General features: G+C 73.9%; 13 protein-coding genes and 1 pseudogene. 6 read left to right on the top strand and 8 right to left on the bottom strand.

What is annotated here, in order from left to right:
* Positions 1-169: 169 nt before the first annotated feature.
* The 3 genes and pseudogenes from ACFP1Z_RS27770 to ACFP1Z_RS27760 form a co-directional block, all read right to left on the bottom strand.
* Complete coding sequence (locus ACFP1Z_RS27770) at positions 170-538, bottom strand: hypothetical protein (RefSeq protein ID WP_390320398.1); 369 nt, start codon at positions 536-538, stop codon at positions 170-172.
* 185 nt (positions 539-723) lie between these two features.
* Positions 724-903, bottom strand: a pseudogene (locus ACFP1Z_RS27765) (MerR family transcriptional regulator); the annotation flags it as partial.
* Positions 904-1,058: 155 nt separating this feature from the next.
* Positions 1,059-1,241, bottom strand: coding sequence for a hypothetical protein (locus ACFP1Z_RS27760; RefSeq protein ID WP_390320396.1), 183 nt, complete (start codon positions 1,239-1,241; stop codon positions 1,059-1,061).
* A 659-nt stretch (positions 1,242-1,900) separates the two neighbouring features.
* Between ACFP1Z_RS27760 and ACFP1Z_RS27755 the strand changes: the two genes are divergently transcribed.
* Both ACFP1Z_RS27755 and ACFP1Z_RS27750 read left to right on the top strand, forming a co-directional pair.
* Positions 1,901-3,976, top strand: coding sequence for an NACHT domain-containing protein (locus ACFP1Z_RS27755; protein WP_390320395.1), 2,076 nt, complete (start codon positions 1,901-1,903; stop codon positions 3,974-3,976).
* Positions 3,977-4,103: 127 nt separating this feature from the next.
* On the top strand, positions 4,104-5,513 hold the full coding sequence (locus ACFP1Z_RS27750) for a MurL C-terminal domain-containing protein (RefSeq protein WP_390320394.1): 1,410 nt from the start codon (positions 4,104-4,106) through the stop codon (positions 5,511-5,513).
* Positions 5,514-5,661: 148 nt separating this feature from the next.
* Here ACFP1Z_RS27750 and ACFP1Z_RS27745 read toward each other — a convergent pair whose 3' ends face one another.
* Positions 5,662-6,309: a response regulator gene (locus tag ACFP1Z_RS27745; protein ID WP_390320393.1), complete on the bottom strand. Its 648-nt coding sequence runs from the start codon at positions 6,307-6,309 to the stop codon at positions 5,662-5,664.
* A 45-nt stretch (positions 6,310-6,354) separates the two neighbouring features.
* The gene (locus ACFP1Z_RS27740) at positions 6,355-8,043 is read right to left on the bottom strand and encodes a sensor histidine kinase (RefSeq protein WP_390320392.1); all 1,689 of its coding nucleotides are present in this window, start codon (positions 8,041-8,043) and stop codon (positions 6,355-6,357) included.
* 253 nt (positions 8,044-8,296) lie between these two features.
* On the opposite strand from ACFP1Z_RS27740, the gene ACFP1Z_RS27735 reads away from it, so the two are divergent.
* Both ACFP1Z_RS27735 and ACFP1Z_RS27730 read left to right on the top strand, forming a co-directional pair.
* Positions 8,297-9,343: an endonuclease/exonuclease/phosphatase family protein gene (locus tag ACFP1Z_RS27735; RefSeq protein WP_390320391.1), complete on the top strand. Its 1,047-nt coding sequence runs from the start codon at positions 8,297-8,299 to the stop codon at positions 9,341-9,343.
* Between the two features lie 196 nt (positions 9,344-9,539).
* Complete coding sequence (locus ACFP1Z_RS27730) at positions 9,540-10,715, top strand: L,D-transpeptidase (protein WP_390320390.1); 1,176 nt, start codon at positions 9,540-9,542, stop codon at positions 10,713-10,715.
* A gap of 69 nt (positions 10,716-10,784) precedes the next feature.
* Here ACFP1Z_RS27730 and ACFP1Z_RS27725 read toward each other — a convergent pair whose 3' ends face one another.
* The 3 genes from ACFP1Z_RS27725 to ACFP1Z_RS27715 all read right to left on the bottom strand — a co-directional run bounded on the left by ACFP1Z_RS27725 (position 10,785) and on the right by ACFP1Z_RS27715 (position 16,543).
* Entirely contained in the window at positions 10,785-12,680 is a 1,896-nt protein-coding gene (locus tag ACFP1Z_RS27725) for a hypothetical protein (RefSeq protein ID WP_390320389.1), read from the bottom strand.
* A 493-nt stretch (positions 12,681-13,173) separates the two neighbouring features.
* On the bottom strand, positions 13,174-13,779 hold the full coding sequence (locus ACFP1Z_RS27720) for an EF-hand domain-containing protein (RefSeq protein WP_390320388.1): 606 nt from the start codon (positions 13,777-13,779) through the stop codon (positions 13,174-13,176).
* Between the two features lie 79 nt (positions 13,780-13,858).
* Positions 13,859-16,543, bottom strand: coding sequence for a SpoIIE family protein phosphatase (locus ACFP1Z_RS27715; protein WP_390320387.1), 2,685 nt, complete (start codon positions 16,541-16,543; stop codon positions 13,859-13,861).
* A gap of 249 nt (positions 16,544-16,792) precedes the next feature.
* Between ACFP1Z_RS27715 and ACFP1Z_RS27710 the strand changes: the two genes are divergently transcribed.
* Both ACFP1Z_RS27710 and ACFP1Z_RS27705 read left to right on the top strand, forming a co-directional pair.
* Positions 16,793-17,224 (top strand): Hsp20/alpha crystallin family protein, encoded by a 432-nt coding sequence (locus ACFP1Z_RS27710; RefSeq protein ID WP_390320386.1) that lies wholly within the window; start codon positions 16,793-16,795, stop codon positions 17,222-17,224.
* A gap of 6 nt (positions 17,225-17,230) precedes the next feature.
* Entirely contained in the window at positions 17,231-18,106 is an 876-nt protein-coding gene (locus tag ACFP1Z_RS27705) for a universal stress protein (RefSeq protein WP_390320385.1), read from the top strand.
* Positions 18,107-18,383: the final 277 nt, after the last annotated feature.

The raw sequence follows: 18,383 nt of genomic DNA, 5'->3' as shown, positions 1-18,383 counted from the left end.
CGTGCGGGAGCGCTCACCCGATCCGGGGGTTGCGTTGCGGCCGGGAACGATCAACGATCGGGGGTGTGCCGGGGGTGATCGCCGGTGCTTCCGGGGCGGGTTGCAGTCGTGACGTTCTACGCGCGCGGACGGGCCCGGGCGCGCGGAACGCCCGGGCCCGCGAGGCGCGTTACCGCTGCTCGGCCCGGAGCGCGGCGAGCAGCCACTCCACGGCCGGTCCCATCGTGGGCGCGGGCCAGCCGTTGATCACCGACAGCAGCCGCCAGTAGCGCTCGTAACCGGAGTCGTGGCCGATCTCCATCCGCTCCCGCAGCCACGCGCGGAACTCCGGCCCGTCCTCGCGGCCGGTCAACCGCGCGCACGCGCCGACGAGTTCGGCGAGCACGGGCCGGGCCGCAGCGGACGCCGGGTCGATGCCGGCCTCCCGCGCGGCGGCGGTCCGTTCCCGCGCCAGCCCGGCGAGCTGCCGGGCGGTCTCCTCGTCCGGTCCGCCGACCTCGGCGCGGGCCCGGACCTGATCGACGGCGGCCCGCCGCATCCGGGTCCGGAAGCCGGCGTCTTGGGTTCCGGGGGCTTCGCCCCCAAACCCCCGTCGCCCAGAGGGGGGTGCCCCGGGACGGGCTTGAATCAAGCCTGCTGGGGGCACCCCCTCTGGGGGAGTTTGAGGACGAGCGGCGCAGCCGCGATGCGGGGTTCGCAGGAGTGCGGCATCGCACCGCGCAACCGCAGCGTACGGACCAGGCCGAGCCGGGCCAGGGCCTCCTGGTCGTAGAGCCGGTAGCCCGCGGGGGTGCGGTCGGTCGGCGGCACCACTCCCGTGTCGGACCGGAACCGGATCGTCTTGACCGTCAGCCCGGTCAGCCGGGCCAGTTCGCCGATGGAGTAGAGGGTGCCGTCGTTCATGTCCACCACCTTGGGGTCTCCCGTGACGGGAGGGTCAAACGGGAGGGCCAAAGCGTAGGTCCCGTGCCCGGCCCGAGAGGTCAAGCCCCGGTGAAACGCGGCGGACGCGGGCCGTCCGGGCGGCATCATGTCCGGTCATGAGGAGGCGACGGCCGTCACGTCCTGCCCCACAGCGCCCGGAGCACGTCCGCCAGCGCGTGGATCACCGTGGACAGCGCCCGCAGCAGGCGCGCCCGCTCGCGCGGGGCGCTGCCCCTGAGCGTCATGTGGGCGACCACGAGGACCGTGACGGCCACGACCGCCAGACAGGCCACCAGTGCCCATTCCGTACCGATCATGCGGCAACTCCCCTTCCCGGAGGCGCTGTTCCCGGCCGTGCGGCCGGGAGCACGGCCAGGAAACCCGGGTGGCACCGGGGGCGTCACGGGTTCCCGGACAAACCGGGGAACGCGGGGAGAAGCGCAGGTCGTGGGCGGTCCGCTGCGGAGAATCCGGAGCGGGGGCAGTGAGGAGAGGGGACAGCGTGACGGGGGAGACGACAGGGGAGTCGGGTACGGGGCCAGGACGGCGCATCCTGAGTGCGAAGCTGCGGCGGCTGCTGGCCGACTCGGGGCTCGACCAGAATCAGGCGTGCGTCCGGGCCAACCGGCGACTCCCCGCGCACACCAGGGAACTGGACGCGCAACGTGTCAGCGAGCGACTCTCCGGAGAGCCCGGGAAAAACTTCGCCCAGCTGTGGGCGCTGGTGGAGGTGCTGCTGATCGGCTGCGGCAAACTGCTGGAAGGGGTCGACGTTCCACCGACGCCGCCGGGGGAGCCGGGGCGCGCGCCTGCGAAGCGGCCGGGGCCGGGGCGCGCGAGAGCGACAGGCGCGGGCACCGCGTCCGCGCGGAGGCCGGAGGGGACCCCTGTCGGTCGGGAACCGGGCAAAACGCCCCAAGGGGTCGTCGGCAGGGCACCCGATGCCCTGGGAGGGGAGAACTCCGGCCGCGCCCCCGTGGCCAGCGGACCTGCGCGCCCGCGCGTCGGCAAGGCACCCGACGCCCCGCGACAGGAGAACTCCGGCCGCGCCCCCACAGCCAACGGACCCACGCGCCCGCGCTCCGGCACGGCCGCCGGCTTCTACGACTACTGGCACGCCCTGTGGGAGCAGGCCTGTGACGACCCGGCCCCCGGCCCGCGACTGTCCGCCTACCGCGAGGCGGCCGCGCACGCCGCCGCCGAACACCCCTACCCGGACCTCGTCGACCCGGCGTGGTCGACCCCGGCCGACGGCTACGTCCCCCAACGGGTCGCGGCCCGTACCGAAGCGGACACCCCCGCCGCGCCGCTGCCCGCCCCCGCCGTCTTCGGCGCGCCCGGCCCCGTCAGCCTGCTCGTCGGCGCGCCCGGATGCGGCAAGTCCACGCTGCTGCGCGTCCACGTGGCCGGGACGGCGGAGCACGGACACGGACGGGCCGGCCGGGCCGTACCGGTGCTCGTACGCGCCGCGAAGCTCACCGACAAGGTCCTGTTCGCCCGCGCCCTGGCCACGGTCGTCGGGGAAGCCCTCGCCCGGCACCTGGAGCCCGGCGCCCTGACCACCGACTTCTTCCGGCGGCCCCCAGCCCCCAGGGCGGTCTGGCTCGTCCTCGTCGACGGCCTCGACGAGGTCCCCGACCCGGCCGCCCGCGCGGCCCTGCTGCGTACCCTGGCCGAGGCGGCCGAGGACGGCCCGTACCGCTTCGTCGTCACGACGCGGCCGCTGCCGCCGGACGAACTCGACGGGTCGGCCGCCCACTTCGACCGCTTCGAGCTGCTGCCCTTCACCACCGAGGACCTGCGCGGGTACGCCCGCGACCGTTTCCGCGCCCTGGACGACCCGGACGGCTGCACGGACCGGTTCATGACGCTGCTCGCCGACGGGAAGCTGGAGGCGCTGGCCCGTACCCCGCTCATGGCCGCGATGCTGTGCACGGTGTACCGGGCCGACCCGGGCGCGCGGCTGCCCAAGGGCCGTACCGCCGTCTACACCCGCTTCGTCGAACTGATCCATCTGCTCAACCCCCACAAGAGGATCCGCGAGACCCACGAACGCGCCATCGAGGCCCTGGAGAGCCCCTTCCAGCACATGCCCGACCGACTGGCCGTCAGAAGCGCGGCGGAGCAGGCGCGCGACGCCCTTCCGGAGCTGATCGGCTGCCTCGCGCTGCGGCTGCTGTTCACAGGAGCCGCCTCCGTGGCCGAGGCCCTCGACGACCACGAGCTCGGCCGTCCCCCCGCCCCGCTGGAGGGTGAGCCGGCGGACTGGCACCGCTTCCTCACCGATCTCCTGCTGTCCACCGGCCTGTTGACGGTTCAGGACGGCGAACTCGCCTTTCCGCACCGGACGTTCCTGGAGTACCACGCCGCCCGCTACGCCACCCGCACCGAGCGCGGCCGCCGGGCGGAGATCCACGACCTGATCGACTGCCGGTGGTTCGCGCCCCCGAGCTGGCCGTTCAGCCGGATGACCTGGAGCATGTCGATCATCAGGGTCTCCTTCCGGACCCTGCTCGGATTCGGCGCCGCCACCCCGGTTCTGACGCACGGGCACATGTCGTACGCCGGTTTCGTCCTCGACCTCGTCGCCGGGAGCGGCACCGACCTGGACCGCAAGCTCCTGCGGGTCGCCAGGAGGGGAGGCGCCGAGGGCGGCACCTTCATCGCGCTGCAGACGGCCCTGGGCACCGGTATCACCCCCGAGGCCGCCGACGCCGCCCGCGCCACGCTCGCCGGGGTGGCCCTCGGTTCCCGCAAGGTTCCCGGCGAGGAACGCCTCCTCGCCGCCGAGGCCCTCGCCGCCCTCGCCGAGGACCCCGACGTGCTCGACACCCTCAACCAGTGGCACTTCTTCCCGCAGGGCCTCCGGCCCCCGGGAGCGCCGCCCTCCCTGTACGAGCTCGACCATGTGCGCAGCCGCACGCGCCGCGACACCGTCGCCAAACTCGACGCCGTCCTGCGCGACCCCACCCTCGACGAGGCCTTCCGCCGCGAGGCGGCCGGGGTGCGCAGGGCGTTCGGCCGGCTCATCGGCGAGGAGGCCGCCCCCTGACGGCTGCCCCTGACAGCTGTCCCTGACGGCAGCCCCCTGGTGTCCGTCCCGTCCCGGCGGCCCGACCGGGCGAACGTCCGGCGGTGGCTGCCGGGACGCGCGGGACGGGCGGGGGAGGATGGCGGGCATGTCTGTCGCACCGTCAGATGCGCCGCCACGCCGGCTGCGGCTGGAGGGGATCCACCGCTCGCGGCACGCCCTCACCGTCCGCTACGCCGTGGACGACCTGCGCTTCTCCACCAGCTACTGGTACGCGGGCGTGGACCTGCCGCGCCTGGAGGCCCGCTACGGCGCCGCGTTCATGGAGAAGGTCTACTTCCACATCGCCGCCTTCGAGTTCAACGGCGCGGTCACCCTGCGCCCCCGGACCGTCGACCTCGGCCCCTGGAAGCACCTGCACACACCCGCCTTCGAGGAACTGTGGCGGACCGTGGCCCGGCACGCCTTCGCGCAGTGGCGCTACGAGCACGACCTGCCCGACTACACCGGCCCCGCCTTCACCTCCCGCCCCGCAGGCCCGGGAGCCGGGCCCGTGACCACCGGCGGCGGCCGCGAGGTGCTGCTGTTCTGCGGCGGCGGCAAGGACAGCCTCGCCACGCTCAAGCTGCTGCGGCACGGGGGCGTCCCCCACGGCACGTTCGTCTACTCGCACTCCGTCTACGGCACCGCCGGCCCCCAGCACGCGCTCGCCGACCGGCTCATCGACCACGGCGCGCCCGAACACCGCCACCGCGCCTGGATCCAGGCCGACTTCCTCGACTCGCCCGTCGCCCGGCTGTACCCGGAACTGGGCGTGGACGGGCTGGCCGTCGCTGAGACCCCCGCGTCCGTCTTCGCCGCCGTCCCGCTGCTGCTCGCGCACGGCTACCGCCATCTCGTCGTCGGGCACGAGCGCGGCGCCAACACCGCCAACCTCGTGTGGCGGGCCGCCGGCGAGGAGGTCAACCACCAGTGGGGCAAGTCACGCGCCGCCCAGCTGATGCTGGACGCCTACCTGCGCGCCGAACTCGTCGCGGACGCGGGCTACTTCAGCCTGCTCGAACCCCTCCACGACGCGGTCATCGTCGGGCTCCTCCGCGACGAGCTGCACGCCCTGCCGACCGCGCACTCGTGCAACGTCCGCAAGCCCTGGTGCCGGCGCTGCGCGAAGTGCGCCTACGTGTGGCTGACCTATCTCGCCTACCTGCCGCGCGAGGCCGTCGAGCCGATCTTCGGGGAGAACCTCTTCGACGTGGAGGAGAACCAGGTCTGGTTCCGGCAGATGCTCGGCCTGGACGAGCACAGCCCCTTCGAGTGCGTCGGCGAGATCGGCGAGGCACGCCTGGCGTTCGAACTGTGCCGGCGCAAGGGGTGCACGGGCCGGGCCGTCGACCTGTACACGGAACGGGTTCCCCGTCCGGATGTCGCCGCCCTCGCCGACCGCTATCTGCGGGTCGACACGGCGGGGACGACGATCCCCGAGCATGTGCTGCGGTGCGTCGTGCCGCAGATGACGGCCGCGGCCGCGGCGATGCGCAGGTCGCTCGGGGAGCTCTGAGGACGGGGCGGTGGCACTGCGATCCCGGCGTTGCGCTGCCGGCACTGCGATCCCGGCGTCGCGCTCCGGGCGCTGTGCTCCCGGCGTCGCGCTCCCGGCGCCGCGCTCCGGGGGCCGTGCCTCGGGGGCCGGGGGCGGCGCCCCCCGGTCACAGGCTCGCGTCGCGGGCCAGCAGCGCCGCCTGCACCCGGTTGTCGCACTCCAGCTTCGCCAGGATCCGGCTGACATACGTCTTGACCGTCGCCTCGCTCATGTGCAGGCGGCGGCCCGTGTCCGCGTTGGACAGGCCCTCGCCGAGCAGCGCGAGCACGTCGCGTTCCCGTTCGCTCAGGGCCGCGACGCGTTCGCGCGCCGCCCGGCCGCGGTCCTCGGCGGGCGCGGACGCGAGCGAGTCCGCGACGTGCCGGGTGGCCCCCGGGGACAGATAGGCGTCGCCCGCGGCGGCCGCGCGGACCGCGCCGATCAGCTCGCCCGGCGCCGAGTCCTTGAGCAGGAAACCGGCCCCGCCCTCCCGCAGCGCGCACAGCACGTTCTCGCGCTGGCCGAAGGTCGTCAGGATCAGCACCCGGACCTCCGGGGCCGCCCGGCCCAGCTCGGCCAGGGCCGCCAGCCCGTCGAGCACCGGCATCCGGATGTCCAGCAGCGCGACATCCACCCGGTGGCGCCGCGCCAGCTCGACCGCCTCCCGGCCGTCCGCCGCCTCCGCCACGACCTCGATGTCGTCGGCCGAGGTCAGAATCATCCGGATACCCGCCCGGATGAGCGGCTCGTCGTCGGCCACGAGGACGCGGATCACCTGGACTCCTGCTCTGTCACTGCGCTGTCGCGCCACACCACTGCGTCACATCGCGACCCGGAAGTCGCGCTTTTCGACCAGTTTCCCTTCCTTGAAGCAGAACCGGTACACCCGCTCGGTGCTCAGCTCCGAGGAGGAGTCCTTGGCCAGCAGCGACAGGCACTTCGCCCCGGCCGGCTCGGCCGGGCCCTGGCCCTGGAGGCCGTCGGTGAGGAACGACCTGCCCGACGGCAGCTCCTTGCGCACCGCCTCCTCCGAGGCGCCGACCCGGATCGACTCGTACGTCTTGTGGTCGATCATTGCCTTGTCGGCCTCCTTCAGCACCATGCCGAAGCCCAGCACGACCAGGACCACCAGGCCCACCAGGAGCACGAGGCCCACCACGCAGCCGATCAGACAGCCGTTGTTCTTGCGCAGACTCATGACGTTCTTGAACTCCTCACGGGGATCCAGCCGGCCGTTGACCGGCTCACCTTCGCCCGGAGCCACCGCCGTGAGCTGCTGGCGAAAGTCGTCCTCCGCCGCGACGAACGTTGTCGTCCCGCCGTCCTCGCCCGCGCCGTAGGGGAACACCCCCGCGAGCCGGAAGCCGCCGCCCTCCACGGGGCCCGCGTGCACGATCCCGCCCGTGAGCCGGGCCCGCTCGCGCAGCCCCGTGATCCCCTGCCCGCCGCTGACCGCCTCGGACCGGCCCGTCCCGGCCTCCTGCGGGGTGGGCCCGTTGGCCACCTCGACGACCAGCGAGTCCGGCTCGTAGCGCAGACAGACCGTGATCGCGGCGCCGCGCGCGTGCTTGCAGGCGTTCGTCAGCCCCTCCTGCACCAGGCGGTACGCGGCGTGGTCGGCCGCCGGAGCCAGCGGACGCGCCTCCCCCGACCGCTCCAGCCGCACCCGTACGCCCGCCGCCGCGGCCGAGTCCACGAGCCCGCCGATCCCCGCGACGACCCGGGCGTCCGGCTCCTCGTCCCCGACCGTGCCGTCCTTGAGAACACCGACCACGGCCCGCAGCTCCCGCATCGCCGTCACCGAGGCCTCCCGCAGCACCCCGACCGCCTCGCGCTGCTGGTCGGACAGCCCGCGCGAGACCTCCAGGGCGCCCGTCTGCACCGCGATCAGCGCGAGCTGGTGGCCCAGGCTGTCGTGCATGTCCTGGGCGATGCGCTGCCGCTCGCGCATCCGCGCCTGCCCCGCGACCATCTCGCGTTCGCGCAGCAACTGCAGATGCCGCTCCTGGAGGGTGCGCACCAGGGTGCGGCGCTGCGCCCAGTACCGGCCGGTGAGCCCGGGGACGACCGTGAGCACCAGGAACATCAGGGTCGCCAGCACGCTCTCCGGTGACACCGGCCGGAGCTCCCGCAGCACCAGCACCTCGAAGAGCACGAACGCGGCCGCGTAGGCGCCCAGCGCCCGCAGCACCGCGTCGATCCGGCGCCCCGCCGACCAGCTCGCCACCATGAGCAGCAGAAAAGCCCCGTTCACACTCATCCCGGACATCGCCGCCGTGAGGACCAGGGCTGTCGCCGGCAGGGTCCGCCGCACGAGCGAGAGCAGCACGACGGCGAGTGAGGCGAGGACCACCAGGATCCAGCCGCGCCCGGACAGTTCCTCGGCCAGCGCCGTCAGCAGACCGAGCCCGAGGGCCAGCACGGCCTCGCCCGTCATCCGCCGCCAGTTCCACTGGGCCGGGTCCGTCAGCCGGGCCCACAGTTCCCGGGCCCTTCGTCTCACTGCCATGCCGTGCAGCCTAAACAGACCGGCCCGGCTGTGACCTGGGCCGAAAGTCGCGCAACCGATTCACGAAAGTCGCATGGTTTCCTTCCGCAAAGGACCAAAGTCCCTGTCCGGACCCCGTAATGATCATGAAAAGTGAGGGCGTCCGGTCGCGACGCGGCGGCCGCCCGTCCGGGACGAGCCGCGCCACCTGCCATGGCGCCCCCACCGTGCGCACCGGTCCGCCACTCTCCTCCCGCAGATCGGAGACATCGTCATGTCCGCAACTCCCCGCGCTCTCCTGGCGGTTGCCACCACGGCGTTAGCCTTCGCCTCCCTCCCGTCGGGCACGGCGGCCGCCCAGGAAGCCGCCCCGTCCGTACGCGTGATGGCCTTCAACGTCGAGCAGCTCCCGTCCGTCACCCGGGCCGCCGGCACCTGGGGCAGCGACCGGGGCACCGAGCGCGCCGCGGCCGCCGCCTCCGTCGTCCGGGCGGAGAACCCCGACGTCGTCGTCCTGGGCGAGGCGTTCAACAAGTACGCGCAGGCCATGCGCGAGGAGCTCAGGAAGGTCTACCCGCACCAGAGCGCACTCGTCGGCGAGCACTGCGGCGGCAGCGCCCACTGGAACAGCTACGCGGGCAACTGCAGCAGATCCCCGGTCGTCGTCAACGGCGGCGTGACGGTGCTGAGCAAGTATCCGATCGCCGAGTCGCACCAGCTCGTCTACAGCGACTCCCACCGCGGCACCAACGACTACCGCTCCAACAAGGGCGCCGCCCTCGTACGGCTCACCGTGGAGGGCAGGCCCGTGTGGATCGCGGGCACCCATCTCCAGGCGGACGAAACCGGCGCCCCGGTCCCCGAGACGCACGCCGTACGGCTCAAGCAGCTGGCCGAGCTGCGCTCTTGGGCGCTGGGGAAGTCCGGCGCGCGCCCGGTGATCGTGGCGGGCGACCTCAACGTCGAGTACCACGCGACCGATCCGCGTGACGGGCGCGCCCCCACCGGCCGCGTCAGCGACGACGTCACGCGGGCCGATACGGCGCTCGGCGGGCGCATCTCCCCGCAGGACGTCCGGGAGTACACCTACGACATGGTGGGCAACCCGCGCGCCAAGCTCCGCGACGACGCCAAGGGCGGGTACGCGAAGTACCGCAACCGCCTCGACTACATCGGCTTCATCAACGGCGACGGGCCCGCGCCCGCCCAGCGCGACGCGAAGGTCATCGGCTACGAGGGCCTGCCCGCGGGCGGCGACCCGCTCGCCCGGATCCCCTCCGACCACCAGCCGCTCGTCGCCCGGATCGACCTCGCGGGCTGAGCCGGCAGCAGGGGCGGTGGACCGGCCGGCGGACCGGTCGGTGCACCGGCCCTGGATTTCCTGGACAAATATCGTTTTCCACGGCAACCATCTGCCGGGCTGGAACATCTGTATGGATGGCGGGGGAAATGATGTTCGTTCGTAGCGGCGCAGGCCGGGCCCGTCACCGCCTGCGCCGTTGTTGTGGAGGTCTGTCGTGCGTGCCGGGTCGGTCCGTCGCTCCGTCCTGCTGGTGTCCGCGCTCGCGGGGTCCCTGGCCCTCTCGGCGTGCGGCTCGCAGGATGCCAAAGGTCCAGCGGATGCCGGGCCCGAGGCCCAGGTGACCGTGACCCCGGCCGTGAACGGCAAGGACGTCCCGCTCGGCGCGCCGATATCCGTCAAGGCCTCCGGCGGGAAGCTCACTTCCGTCGAGGTCACCGACGGCAAGGGCCAGAAGGTCGCCGGAGAGCTGGCCGGCGACGGCACGGCCTGGGTGTCCGAGGGCAAGGTCAAGCCGCAGACCGAGTACACGGTGAAGGCCGCCGCCGAGTCGGACAAGGGCAGGAAGTCCGCCACCAGCGCGACCTTCAGCACCGCGAAGGCCCCGAAGGTCAACAAGCTCGACAACCTGCCGCTGCGCGGGGACACCGTCGGCACCGGCATGCCGGTCTCGATCACCTTCGACCACAAGATCGACAAGGACAAGCGGGCCGAGGTCGAGAAGGCCTTCAAGGTCTCCTCCCAGCCCCGGGTCGAGGGCGCCTGGGGCTGGGTGACGGACTGGTCCGGCAAGGACCGCCTCGACTGGCGGCCCAAGGACCGCTGGCCCGCCGGCACGAAGGTCTCCGTCAAGGGCACCCTCGGCGGCATCGACTCCGGCGAGGGCGGCTGGTTCGCCCGCGACTACGACTTCGACTTCGCGGTCGGCGAGGACCACCGGGCGGTCATCGACGTCCCGAACCACACCCTGACCATGTACGACGGCGACAAGGAGGTCGGCAGCGTCAAGGGTTCCGCCGGCTCCCCGGTCGACCCCACGCGCAACGGCATCCACACCGTCCGCAGCAAGGCCGCCGACGAGGTCATGGACTCCTCCACCATCGGCCACGGCAACGAGTGGATGCTCGCCTCGAAGTGGGTCACCCACCTGACCGCCTCCGGCACCTTCCTGCACTCCGCGCCCTGGAACAACTCCGTCGGCGTGGAGAACAACAGCCACGGCTGCTTCGGCATGACCACCGCCGACGCCAAGAAGGTCTACGACTTCCTGCCCGTCGGCTCCACCGTCGAGGTCAAGGGCTCGACCAGCACGAAGAAGACCGACGTCGGCAACGGCCTGGAAGTCTGGCAGGAGTCCTGGCAGGAGTGGCAGAAGCGCAGCGCGCTGAAGTGACGCGGCGCCCGTAGCACACGGGAAGGGGGGGCAGGCGGCGCGCCTGCCCCCCTTCCTCACGTACGTGCCTCACGTACGGCGCGGTACGACACCGAAGTGGCGCCTGGCCGTGGAGACGGCGAGGTCCTGCACGGCGAACACCGTGCAGCAGTACGCCCGTAGAGCCGTCCGGGATGCGAGACGGATCCGGAAGGAGACGTTGCGGACCCGCTCCGAGGAGGCCCGCACCCGGGTCGTGACCGGTTCCACCACGCTGTCCGCGCGCAGAGCGGGCGGGACGAACAGGCCCAGCCGTACGGGCCCGGGGCGCGCGGCGGTCACAGCGGCCCGTACACGCAGCACACCGCCCCGCTCCACCTCCTCGACGGCCTGGACGAGCAACTGCGGCCCCCCGGGCACCCGGTGGCCGACCTCGCCGCAGCGCGGGCACACCACGCACACGGTGTCCAGGACCGTCGGCAGCAGCCCGCGCCGGGTGAACTCCTGGGCGGGGCGCCCGCAGTGACAGACCGTCTCCCGCGCCCGAGGAGCCGGCAGGCTGCGGTCGCCGAAGTACACGGGATAGCCGACGAGCGCGTCCTCGGGCTCCACCGCGATCCGTTCGGCCACCGCGTGGTCGAGGGACTGCAGATCCGTCGTGAGCGCGACACGGATCTCCTGCGGCGTACGGTCGGCGGGGTGCGCGGGCCGCGCCACCCACAGATCCACCTTGCGGGCCAGTTCCGCGAGCCGGGGACGCAGCGCGTGCTGCTGGGGGAGAAGCCCGGAGCCCAGCAGCGCGGCCAGCCGGCGCCCCGTGGCCAGCAGCAGCGGATCCGGGCGGTGCTCGCGGGGGCGGGGCGCGTCCGGGGTCCGGCCGGGCGCGCCCGGCATGCCGAACCGCATGAACGCCGGATACGGGTACGAGTCGGCGGCGAGCGCGGCGTTGAGGGTGTCGACGGAGTCGGCGCCGGTGAGGGCGGCCCGTATCCACGCCACGTTCTCGGGGCGGCCCGCGTCGTGCGCGCAGACGGCGGAGACGACCGTACGGGCCGGGCCGTCCAGGGCGCCCAGAAGCAGCTGGTACGTGGGGTCGCACAGCGCGAGACCGTCCGGCGGCCCGCTGCCGCACGAGCTGATGACCACTTCGACGGCCTCGACCCGGTCGAGGGGGACGAGCCTGTCCTCCGGCGTGCCGCAGGGCAGCGCGTACGCGCGGCGCGGGCCGGGCAGCCCCGGCGGCGCGGGCACGGCCGGGCCGGACCCGCAGACCGTGAACGCGCCGAGGCCGACCCTGTCCACCTGACCGTCCCCCTGGAGCGCGATCCGGCGCCAGCGGGTGCCGAGGATCTCGGCCCGGAGGTCGGCGCCCGCGATGTCGCGGTCGTCGAGGACCCGCACGCCCGAGGGGCGCGGAGGCCGGTCGGTGCCGGTGAACAGCCCCAGCGCCGTGACATCCGGGGCCGGCAGCGCGTACTGCTTGGCGACCGTCCAGGCCACCGAGACGGCGTCGCGGCCGCTCAGTACGGACAGCGCGCGCTCGCGGCCCCGGTGGCCTGCCAGCAGCAGGGCCCGCAGGGGGTCGAGGTCGAGCCGGTCGTAGCAGGCGAGGACGAGCAGCGTGCCGGGGTGCCGGCCGCGCGGCCACAGGCCGTCGGCGAGCTCCTCCTCCGCCAGCCATTGCAGGGCGAAGGGCCGGGCCAGGGCCACGGTGCCGTCCAGGAGCTGCTCCTCGCCGAGGACCACGCCGTAGTCCAGGGGCGCCGGCCGCCGCACGCCGCTGTAGAGCCCCGCCGCCCGGCGCACGCTCTCCTCCAGGTCGGGCCGGCCGGTCACCGGTACGGGCACCGGCGTGTGCTCCGGGTCGTACAGGAACTCCCGTACGGCGCCGCGGAGTCCGCCGGTGGAGACCGTGCGGAACGGGCCGGTGTCCGGTACGGCCGACGGGTACTGCCCGGCGGGGGCGGCGAGGGCGGAATGCGTCACGGGCTGCCTCATCTCCTGGCGCGACCACGGGGGTGGTGCGGGGACATGCGTGGCTGGATGCGCGGCTGGGCGCATGGCAAGGTGCAACGGGCTCTGCAACGCGTTCTGCATGGGGAGGTGCAACGGGTTGTGCATCGCACTATGCACGGGGACTTGCAACGCGATGTTCGAATTTTGATCGATTGGTGGGAGGAGCGGGAGGGATACGCGCGGGCGTCCGCGCCGACCACCTTCGGGGAGACCCACGGGCCTGTGCAAGGGCGCCGACGCACGGTTTCCGCCGCGCGCGCCCGGACTTGGGGCGCGCGCCCGCGAAACCCTCGCGCCGCGCACCGCTCCTGTGCGCCGGGCCGTGTGCCAACAGCCCGGGGGAGAAGGGGAGGCCGAGCCGTCCCGGGGTGCGGGATCCGTGCTCCCGGGCCCGTCGTGCGCCGGTGCGCGCGACGGCACCGTGCACCACCGCGTGGCCGGGACCGTTCCCTGCCCGCCGGGGTCAGGGCCGCGTGCCCACGACGAGTTCGCCGGCGCCGTCGCCCGGATCGGTGTAGAACGCCAGTGCCGACCGCTGCCACGCCTCCACCGTGATCCGCCCGTCGCCGTCGCGGTCGAGGCGCGCGAAGGCGTCCCGCGCGGAGCCGGCCGGGATACCGAGGGCCTGTTGCGCCCGCGTGAACTCCTCGCGGTCCACGTGCCCGTCGCCGTCGCGGTCCACGAGCGCGACGTGCGCCCGGACCGCCGGCCGCAGCAACTCCCCGACCCCGCCCAGCTGCCGGGCCTCGTCGAGCGCCGCCACGAACTCGTCCTCGGTGAGCCGGCCGTCGGCCGCGACACCCGCGAGCCCGGTGACACCCCGCCAGAACGCCCGTGCGCCCCGCAGCGCGGCCACCGCCCGTGGGGAGCCGGGAGGTTCGCCGAGACCGTCGGCCAGACGGCGGGCCCGGCCGAGGAGGTCGGCCTCGCGGATCAGGCCGTCGCCGTCGGCGTCGAGGACGCGGAAACGGCGCGCGTAGCGCTCGCGCAGGACGCGGTCGGCGGCGGCAGTGGTGGGTGCGGGGGCAGTGGTGGGTGCGGCGGGTGCGGCGACGGAGTTCTCGGTCATCGTGGGGCTCCTCTTGGCCTTCGGGCTCGTCGGGTCTTCGGGCTCGTCGGGGTCGTCGGGTCGTCGGGCGCAAAACCGTTCAGGCGAGGGGCTGTTCCGTCCAGATGACCTTGCCCTCGGGGGTGTAGCGGGTGCCCCAGTGCTCGGCGAGCTGGGCCACCAGGAACAGCCCGCGCCCGCCCTCGTCCAGCGTGGCCGCGTAGCGCAGGTGCGGGGCGGTGCTGCTGCAGTCGGAGACCTCGCAGATCAGCGTGCGGTCGCGCAGCAGCCGCACCCGGATCGGGGCGGAGGCGTAGCGGATCGCGTTCGTGATGAGCTCGCTGAGGATCAGCTCGGTGGTGAACACCGCCTCCACCAGCCCCCATTGCTCCAGCTGCCGGGTGACGTCGGCGCGCGCCCCCGCGACGGCCGCCGGGTCGGACTCCAGCTCCCACTCGGCGATCCGGTCCGCCGGCAGGATCCGGGTACGGGCCACGAGCAGCGCGATGTCGTCGACCTGACGGTCCGGCAGCAGCGCGTCGATGACGGCCTCGCAGGTCTGGTCCGGGGTGCGCCCCGGGTGCGCCAGGGAAGCCTCCAGCCGCCGCAGCCCGGTGTCGATGTCGTGCTCGCGGCTCTCGATGAGCCCGTCGGTGTAGAAGACGAGACTGCTGCCCTCCGGCAGGCGCAACTCCTTGGCCTCGAACGGCAGTCCGCCCAGACCCAGCGGCGGACCGGCCGGCAACTCCGGGAACTCGACCGTACCGTCCGGGTGCACGAGTGCGGGCAGCGGATGCCCGGCCCGCGCCAGGGCACAGGTCCCGGTGGTCGGATCGTAGATCGCGTACAGACAGCTGGCGCCCACCACCGCGGCATCCTCCGGCAGCCCCGCCGCCTCCTGGTCGATGCGGGTCACCAACTCGTCCAGGTGGCTGAGGAGTTCGTCGGGCGGCAGGTCGAGGGCGGAGAAGTTCTGCACGGCCGTACGCAGCCGTCCCATCGTGGCGGCCGCGTGCAGACCGTGGCCCACGACATCGCCGACGACCAGCGCCACCCGGGCGCCCGAGAGCGGGATCACATCGAACCAGTCGCCACCCACCCCCGCCTGGGCGGGCAGATAGCGGTAGGCGATGTCGAGGGCGGTCTGCTCGGGCAGTTCGTGCGGCAGCAGACTGTGCTGCAGGGCCACGGCCATCGTGTGCTCACGGGTGAAGCGGCGCGCGTTGTCGATGCACACGGCGGCCCGCGCCGCGAGTTCCTCGGCCAGCGACAGGTCGTCCTCCTCGAAGGGGCCGCTGTCGCGCGTGCGCCAGAAGTTGGCGACCCCCATGAGCACGCCGCGCGCCCTCAGCGGCACGGTGATCATCGAGGTGAAGCCGTGGTCCAGCACCGACTGCCAACGGTGCGGGTCCTGGGTGCGCCAGCTCTCGTCGGCCGCCAGGTCCGGCACCAGCACCGGGCGGCCGCTGACGAAACCCGTGGCCTGCGGGGTGGGCCCGGCGAAGGTCACCAGCTCGCCCGCCGTGTACAGCGGGTGGTCCTCGCGCGGACCGGACAGCGCGACCCGCCGCAGCCGTGCCGGCTCCCCGGGGGCCCCGCGCACCGTCAGCCCGGGTTCCTCGCCGCGCAGCACCGCTTCGGCGAGGTCGACGGTCGCGTAGTCGGTGAAGCCGTGCCGCGTGGCGACCCGCGTCAGCTCCTCGGCGGTGCGCCGCACGTCCAGGCTCGTACCGATCGCCACACTGGCCTCGTACAGCAGCCGCAGCCGGCCGCGCGCGGTCTCCGCCTTGCCGGCGAGCGCGCGCAGCTCGGTGGAGTCGCGCAGGGTGGCCACACTGCCCGGCGGGCCGCCCCGGCGGTCGGTGGGCCGGTTGTTGACCGCCAGCAGCCGCTCCCCGACGGGGATCACCTCGTCCGTGGCGACCCGCCGGGAGGCCAGCAGCTCGGCCATGCGCGGATCCAGGTCCAGCTCGCGGACCCGGTGCCCCTCCATCTCGGGCAGATCCAGCAGCCGCAGCGCCTCGTCGTTGGCGAGCAGCACCCGGCCGTCCGCGCCGACGATCACCACGCCCTCGCGCACCGCGTGCAGCACCGCGTCGTGGTGCTCGTACATGCGCGTCATCTCGGCCGGGCCCAGCCCGTGCGTCTGCCGCCGCAGCCGCCGGGTGACCAGGCCGTTGCCGGCCGTCGCCAGCCCGAGCGCGATGCCCGCGGAGCCCACGACCCACCACAGCTGCCGGTCCAGCGCGCTGCTGATCGAACTCGCCTTCATCCCGGACGAGACCAGGCCCGCGACCCGGCCGCGGTTGTCGAAGACCGGCACGGTCGCCTGCACCTCGTCGCCGAGCGGCCCGTGCACCTCCTCCTGCGCCACCCCGCCGTGCTGCGGGACGGAGATGTTGCCGATGAAGTGCCGGCCGATCAGCGACGGGATGGGGTGGGTCAGCCGCAGGCCGTCCGTCTTCATCACCACGATGAAGTCGACGTGCGCGGCAGCGCGGGCCGCCTCCGTCCGGGGCTGCAGGATCGCCGTCGCGTCCGGACCGTTGATGATCGCGGCCAGACCCGGTGCGTAGGCGAAGGACTCGGCGGCGGCGAGCGAACGGGCCCGCGCCGCCCGGAAACGGTCGGTGCGCGCCTGCACGATCAGGGCGATCACGGCCGCCACGACGAGCAGCAGCACGATCAGCACCTGGAGCAGGAACATCTGACCGGCGACGCTGCGCACGCTCAGTACCGACCGCAGACGCTGCCCCGGCCAGGAGCGACCGCGGAGTCGGGCCATGCCCCCTGTCTACCCCGGCCGGGCGCGGGGCGCGAACGGTGGGGGCAGGACGGGGGAACGCCCGCGCGCCGGGTACGGGACCGGCCCGGACCCGGCGCGACGCCCCGGTGAGGAGTGCGGCCGTCCGATTCCGTCACCCACCGTGGGCCGGTCGCGTGCCGGAATCGCCCCGGCGCGCGATGGTGGAAAGCAGCGGTACGGCTCCCGCACGCCCGGGACCGGCCGGCCGGTCAGACCGAGGAGGGCGATATGACAGACCCGTCGAAGGCCAGGCACCGCTCAGGGCTGCCGGAGCTGCTGGAGTGGCTCGGATCGGGCTTCCCCGTGGTGCCGGAGATCTGGGGCGACCGGGACGCGCATCCGATCCCCATCGAGGTCACGGACAGCGCCGGCCGCTACGTGCTGCGCGCCGAACTGCCCGGCATGGACCCCGAGAAGGACATCGAGATCACGGTCGGCGGTGACACACTGACCGTCCGCGCCGAGCACACCGAGACCACCGGGGACAAGCGGCACTCCGAGTTCCGCTACGGCTCCTTCGAGCGCTCCGTACGGCTGCCGTTCGAGATCCCCGCCGAAGGCGTCGACGCCGAGTACCGCGACGGCATCCTCACCGTGACCGTGCCACGGGAGAGCAAGGAGCGGCCCGCCACCCGCACGGTGCCCGTCCGGCGCGGGTGAGACGCGGTGGAACTCCCCCTGACCGTCGGGATCGACGGCTCCGACAACAGCCTGCGGGCCCTGGACTGGGCCGCCGACGAGGCCGTGCGCCGGGGGCTGCCGCTGCGGATCGTGCACGCGTCCGTGTGGGAGCGCTACGAAGGAGCGGCCCCGTCCGGCGAACAGGCCGAGGAGGAGGCCGCCGCCCTGCGGCTGCTCGCCGACGCCGCGGTACGCGCCCGGTACCGTGCCCCGCAGCAGCGCGTGGAGACCGACCTGCTCGCGGACGAGCCGGTCACGGCCCTCGTGGCCGCCTCCCGCGAGGCCGCCGCCCTGGTCACCGGCTCCTCCGGGCACGGTTCGCTGCGGGACCTGCTGCCGGGCTCGGTGAGCCTGGCCGTGGCGGGCCGCTCCCACTGCCCGGTCGTCGTCGTCCGGGGCGACGAGCGGCACCGGGGCGAGACGTACCGCAGGATCCTCGTCGGGGTCGGCGACGGGGACGGGGCCGTGGCGGCGCTGCGGTTCGCGCTGCGCGAGGCCGTGGTGCGCGGCTGCGAGGTACGGGCCGTACGGGCCTGGCGGCACGCCGAGCACGAGCCCGTGCCCGTGATGGGCGTCCTGGACCGGGAACCGGGCCTGGGGCCCGAGGAGCGCGCCGCGGCCGCGCTGGACGCCGCCCTCGGCCCGCTCGGCGCGGAGTTCCCGCAGGTCACCGTCCACCGGTCGACCGTGGAGGGGCCCACGCACAAGGTGCTCATCCGGCTCTCGGGCGAAGCCGACCTGCTGGTCCTCGGCTCCCCGTGGCGCCACCTGCACATCGGGCTGCAGCCCGGCCGGGTCGGCCACTCCGTGCTGCACCACGCGGCCTGCCCCGTCGCGGTCGTCCCCTACACGCACCCATGAGGGACGCGCGCCCATGAGGGACACGCATCCCATGAAGCCGTCCGGCTGCTCTGGCGTTCTGCCCCGTGACGTGGTGTGCTGGAGGTGACGGGAGGGACCCTGAGGCGAGACGCGGGGAAGCGGCCAACAGCCGTGCACCGCGCAATCAGGATCCGCGAGAAGTGGATGGGCCCTCCCGTCCGGCGCGCCCCGGCGCGCGCGTACCGCCCGTGCTCCCGCTTCACCCCCACCGGCGATTGCCGCCCGAGGGCCCGCGTCCCGACGCTGGACCGGGACA

Source organism: Streptomyces gamaensis (genome assembly GCF_042656465.1).
Lineage (GTDB): Bacteria > Actinomycetota > Actinomycetes > Streptomycetales > Streptomycetaceae > Streptomyces > Streptomyces gamaensis.
The sequence above is the reverse complement of the archived record's forward strand: the minus strand, read 5'-3'. Positions and strand labels throughout refer to the sequence as shown.

Coding starts and splice junctions, on each gene's coding strand:
- ACFP1Z_RS27750 (WP_390320394.1), top strand. CDS start 4,104: ATGTCTGTCGCACCGTCAGATGCGCCGCCACGCCGGCTGCGGCTGGAG.
- ACFP1Z_RS27770 (WP_390320398.1), bottom strand. CDS start 538: ATGCGGCGGGCCGCCGTCGATCAGGTCCGGGCCCGCGCCGAGGTCGGC.
- ACFP1Z_RS27710 (WP_390320386.1), top strand. CDS start 16,793: ATGACAGACCCGTCGAAGGCCAGGCACCGCTCAGGGCTGCCGGAGCTG.
- ACFP1Z_RS27735 (WP_390320391.1), top strand. CDS start 8,297: ATGTCCGCAACTCCCCGCGCTCTCCTGGCGGTTGCCACCACGGCGTTA.
- ACFP1Z_RS27715 (WP_390320387.1), bottom strand. CDS start 16,543: ATGGCCCGACTCCGCGGTCGCTCCTGGCCGGGGCAGCGTCTGCGGTCG.
- ACFP1Z_RS27760 (WP_390320396.1), bottom strand. CDS start 1,241: ATGATCGGTACGGAATGGGCACTGGTGGCCTGTCTGGCGGTCGTGGCC.
- ACFP1Z_RS27740 (WP_390320392.1), bottom strand. CDS start 8,043: ATGGCAGTGAGACGAAGGGCCCGGGAACTGTGGGCCCGGCTGACGGAC.
- ACFP1Z_RS27720 (WP_390320388.1), bottom strand. CDS start 13,779: ATGACCGAGAACTCCGTCGCCGCACCCGCCGCACCCACCACTGCCCCC.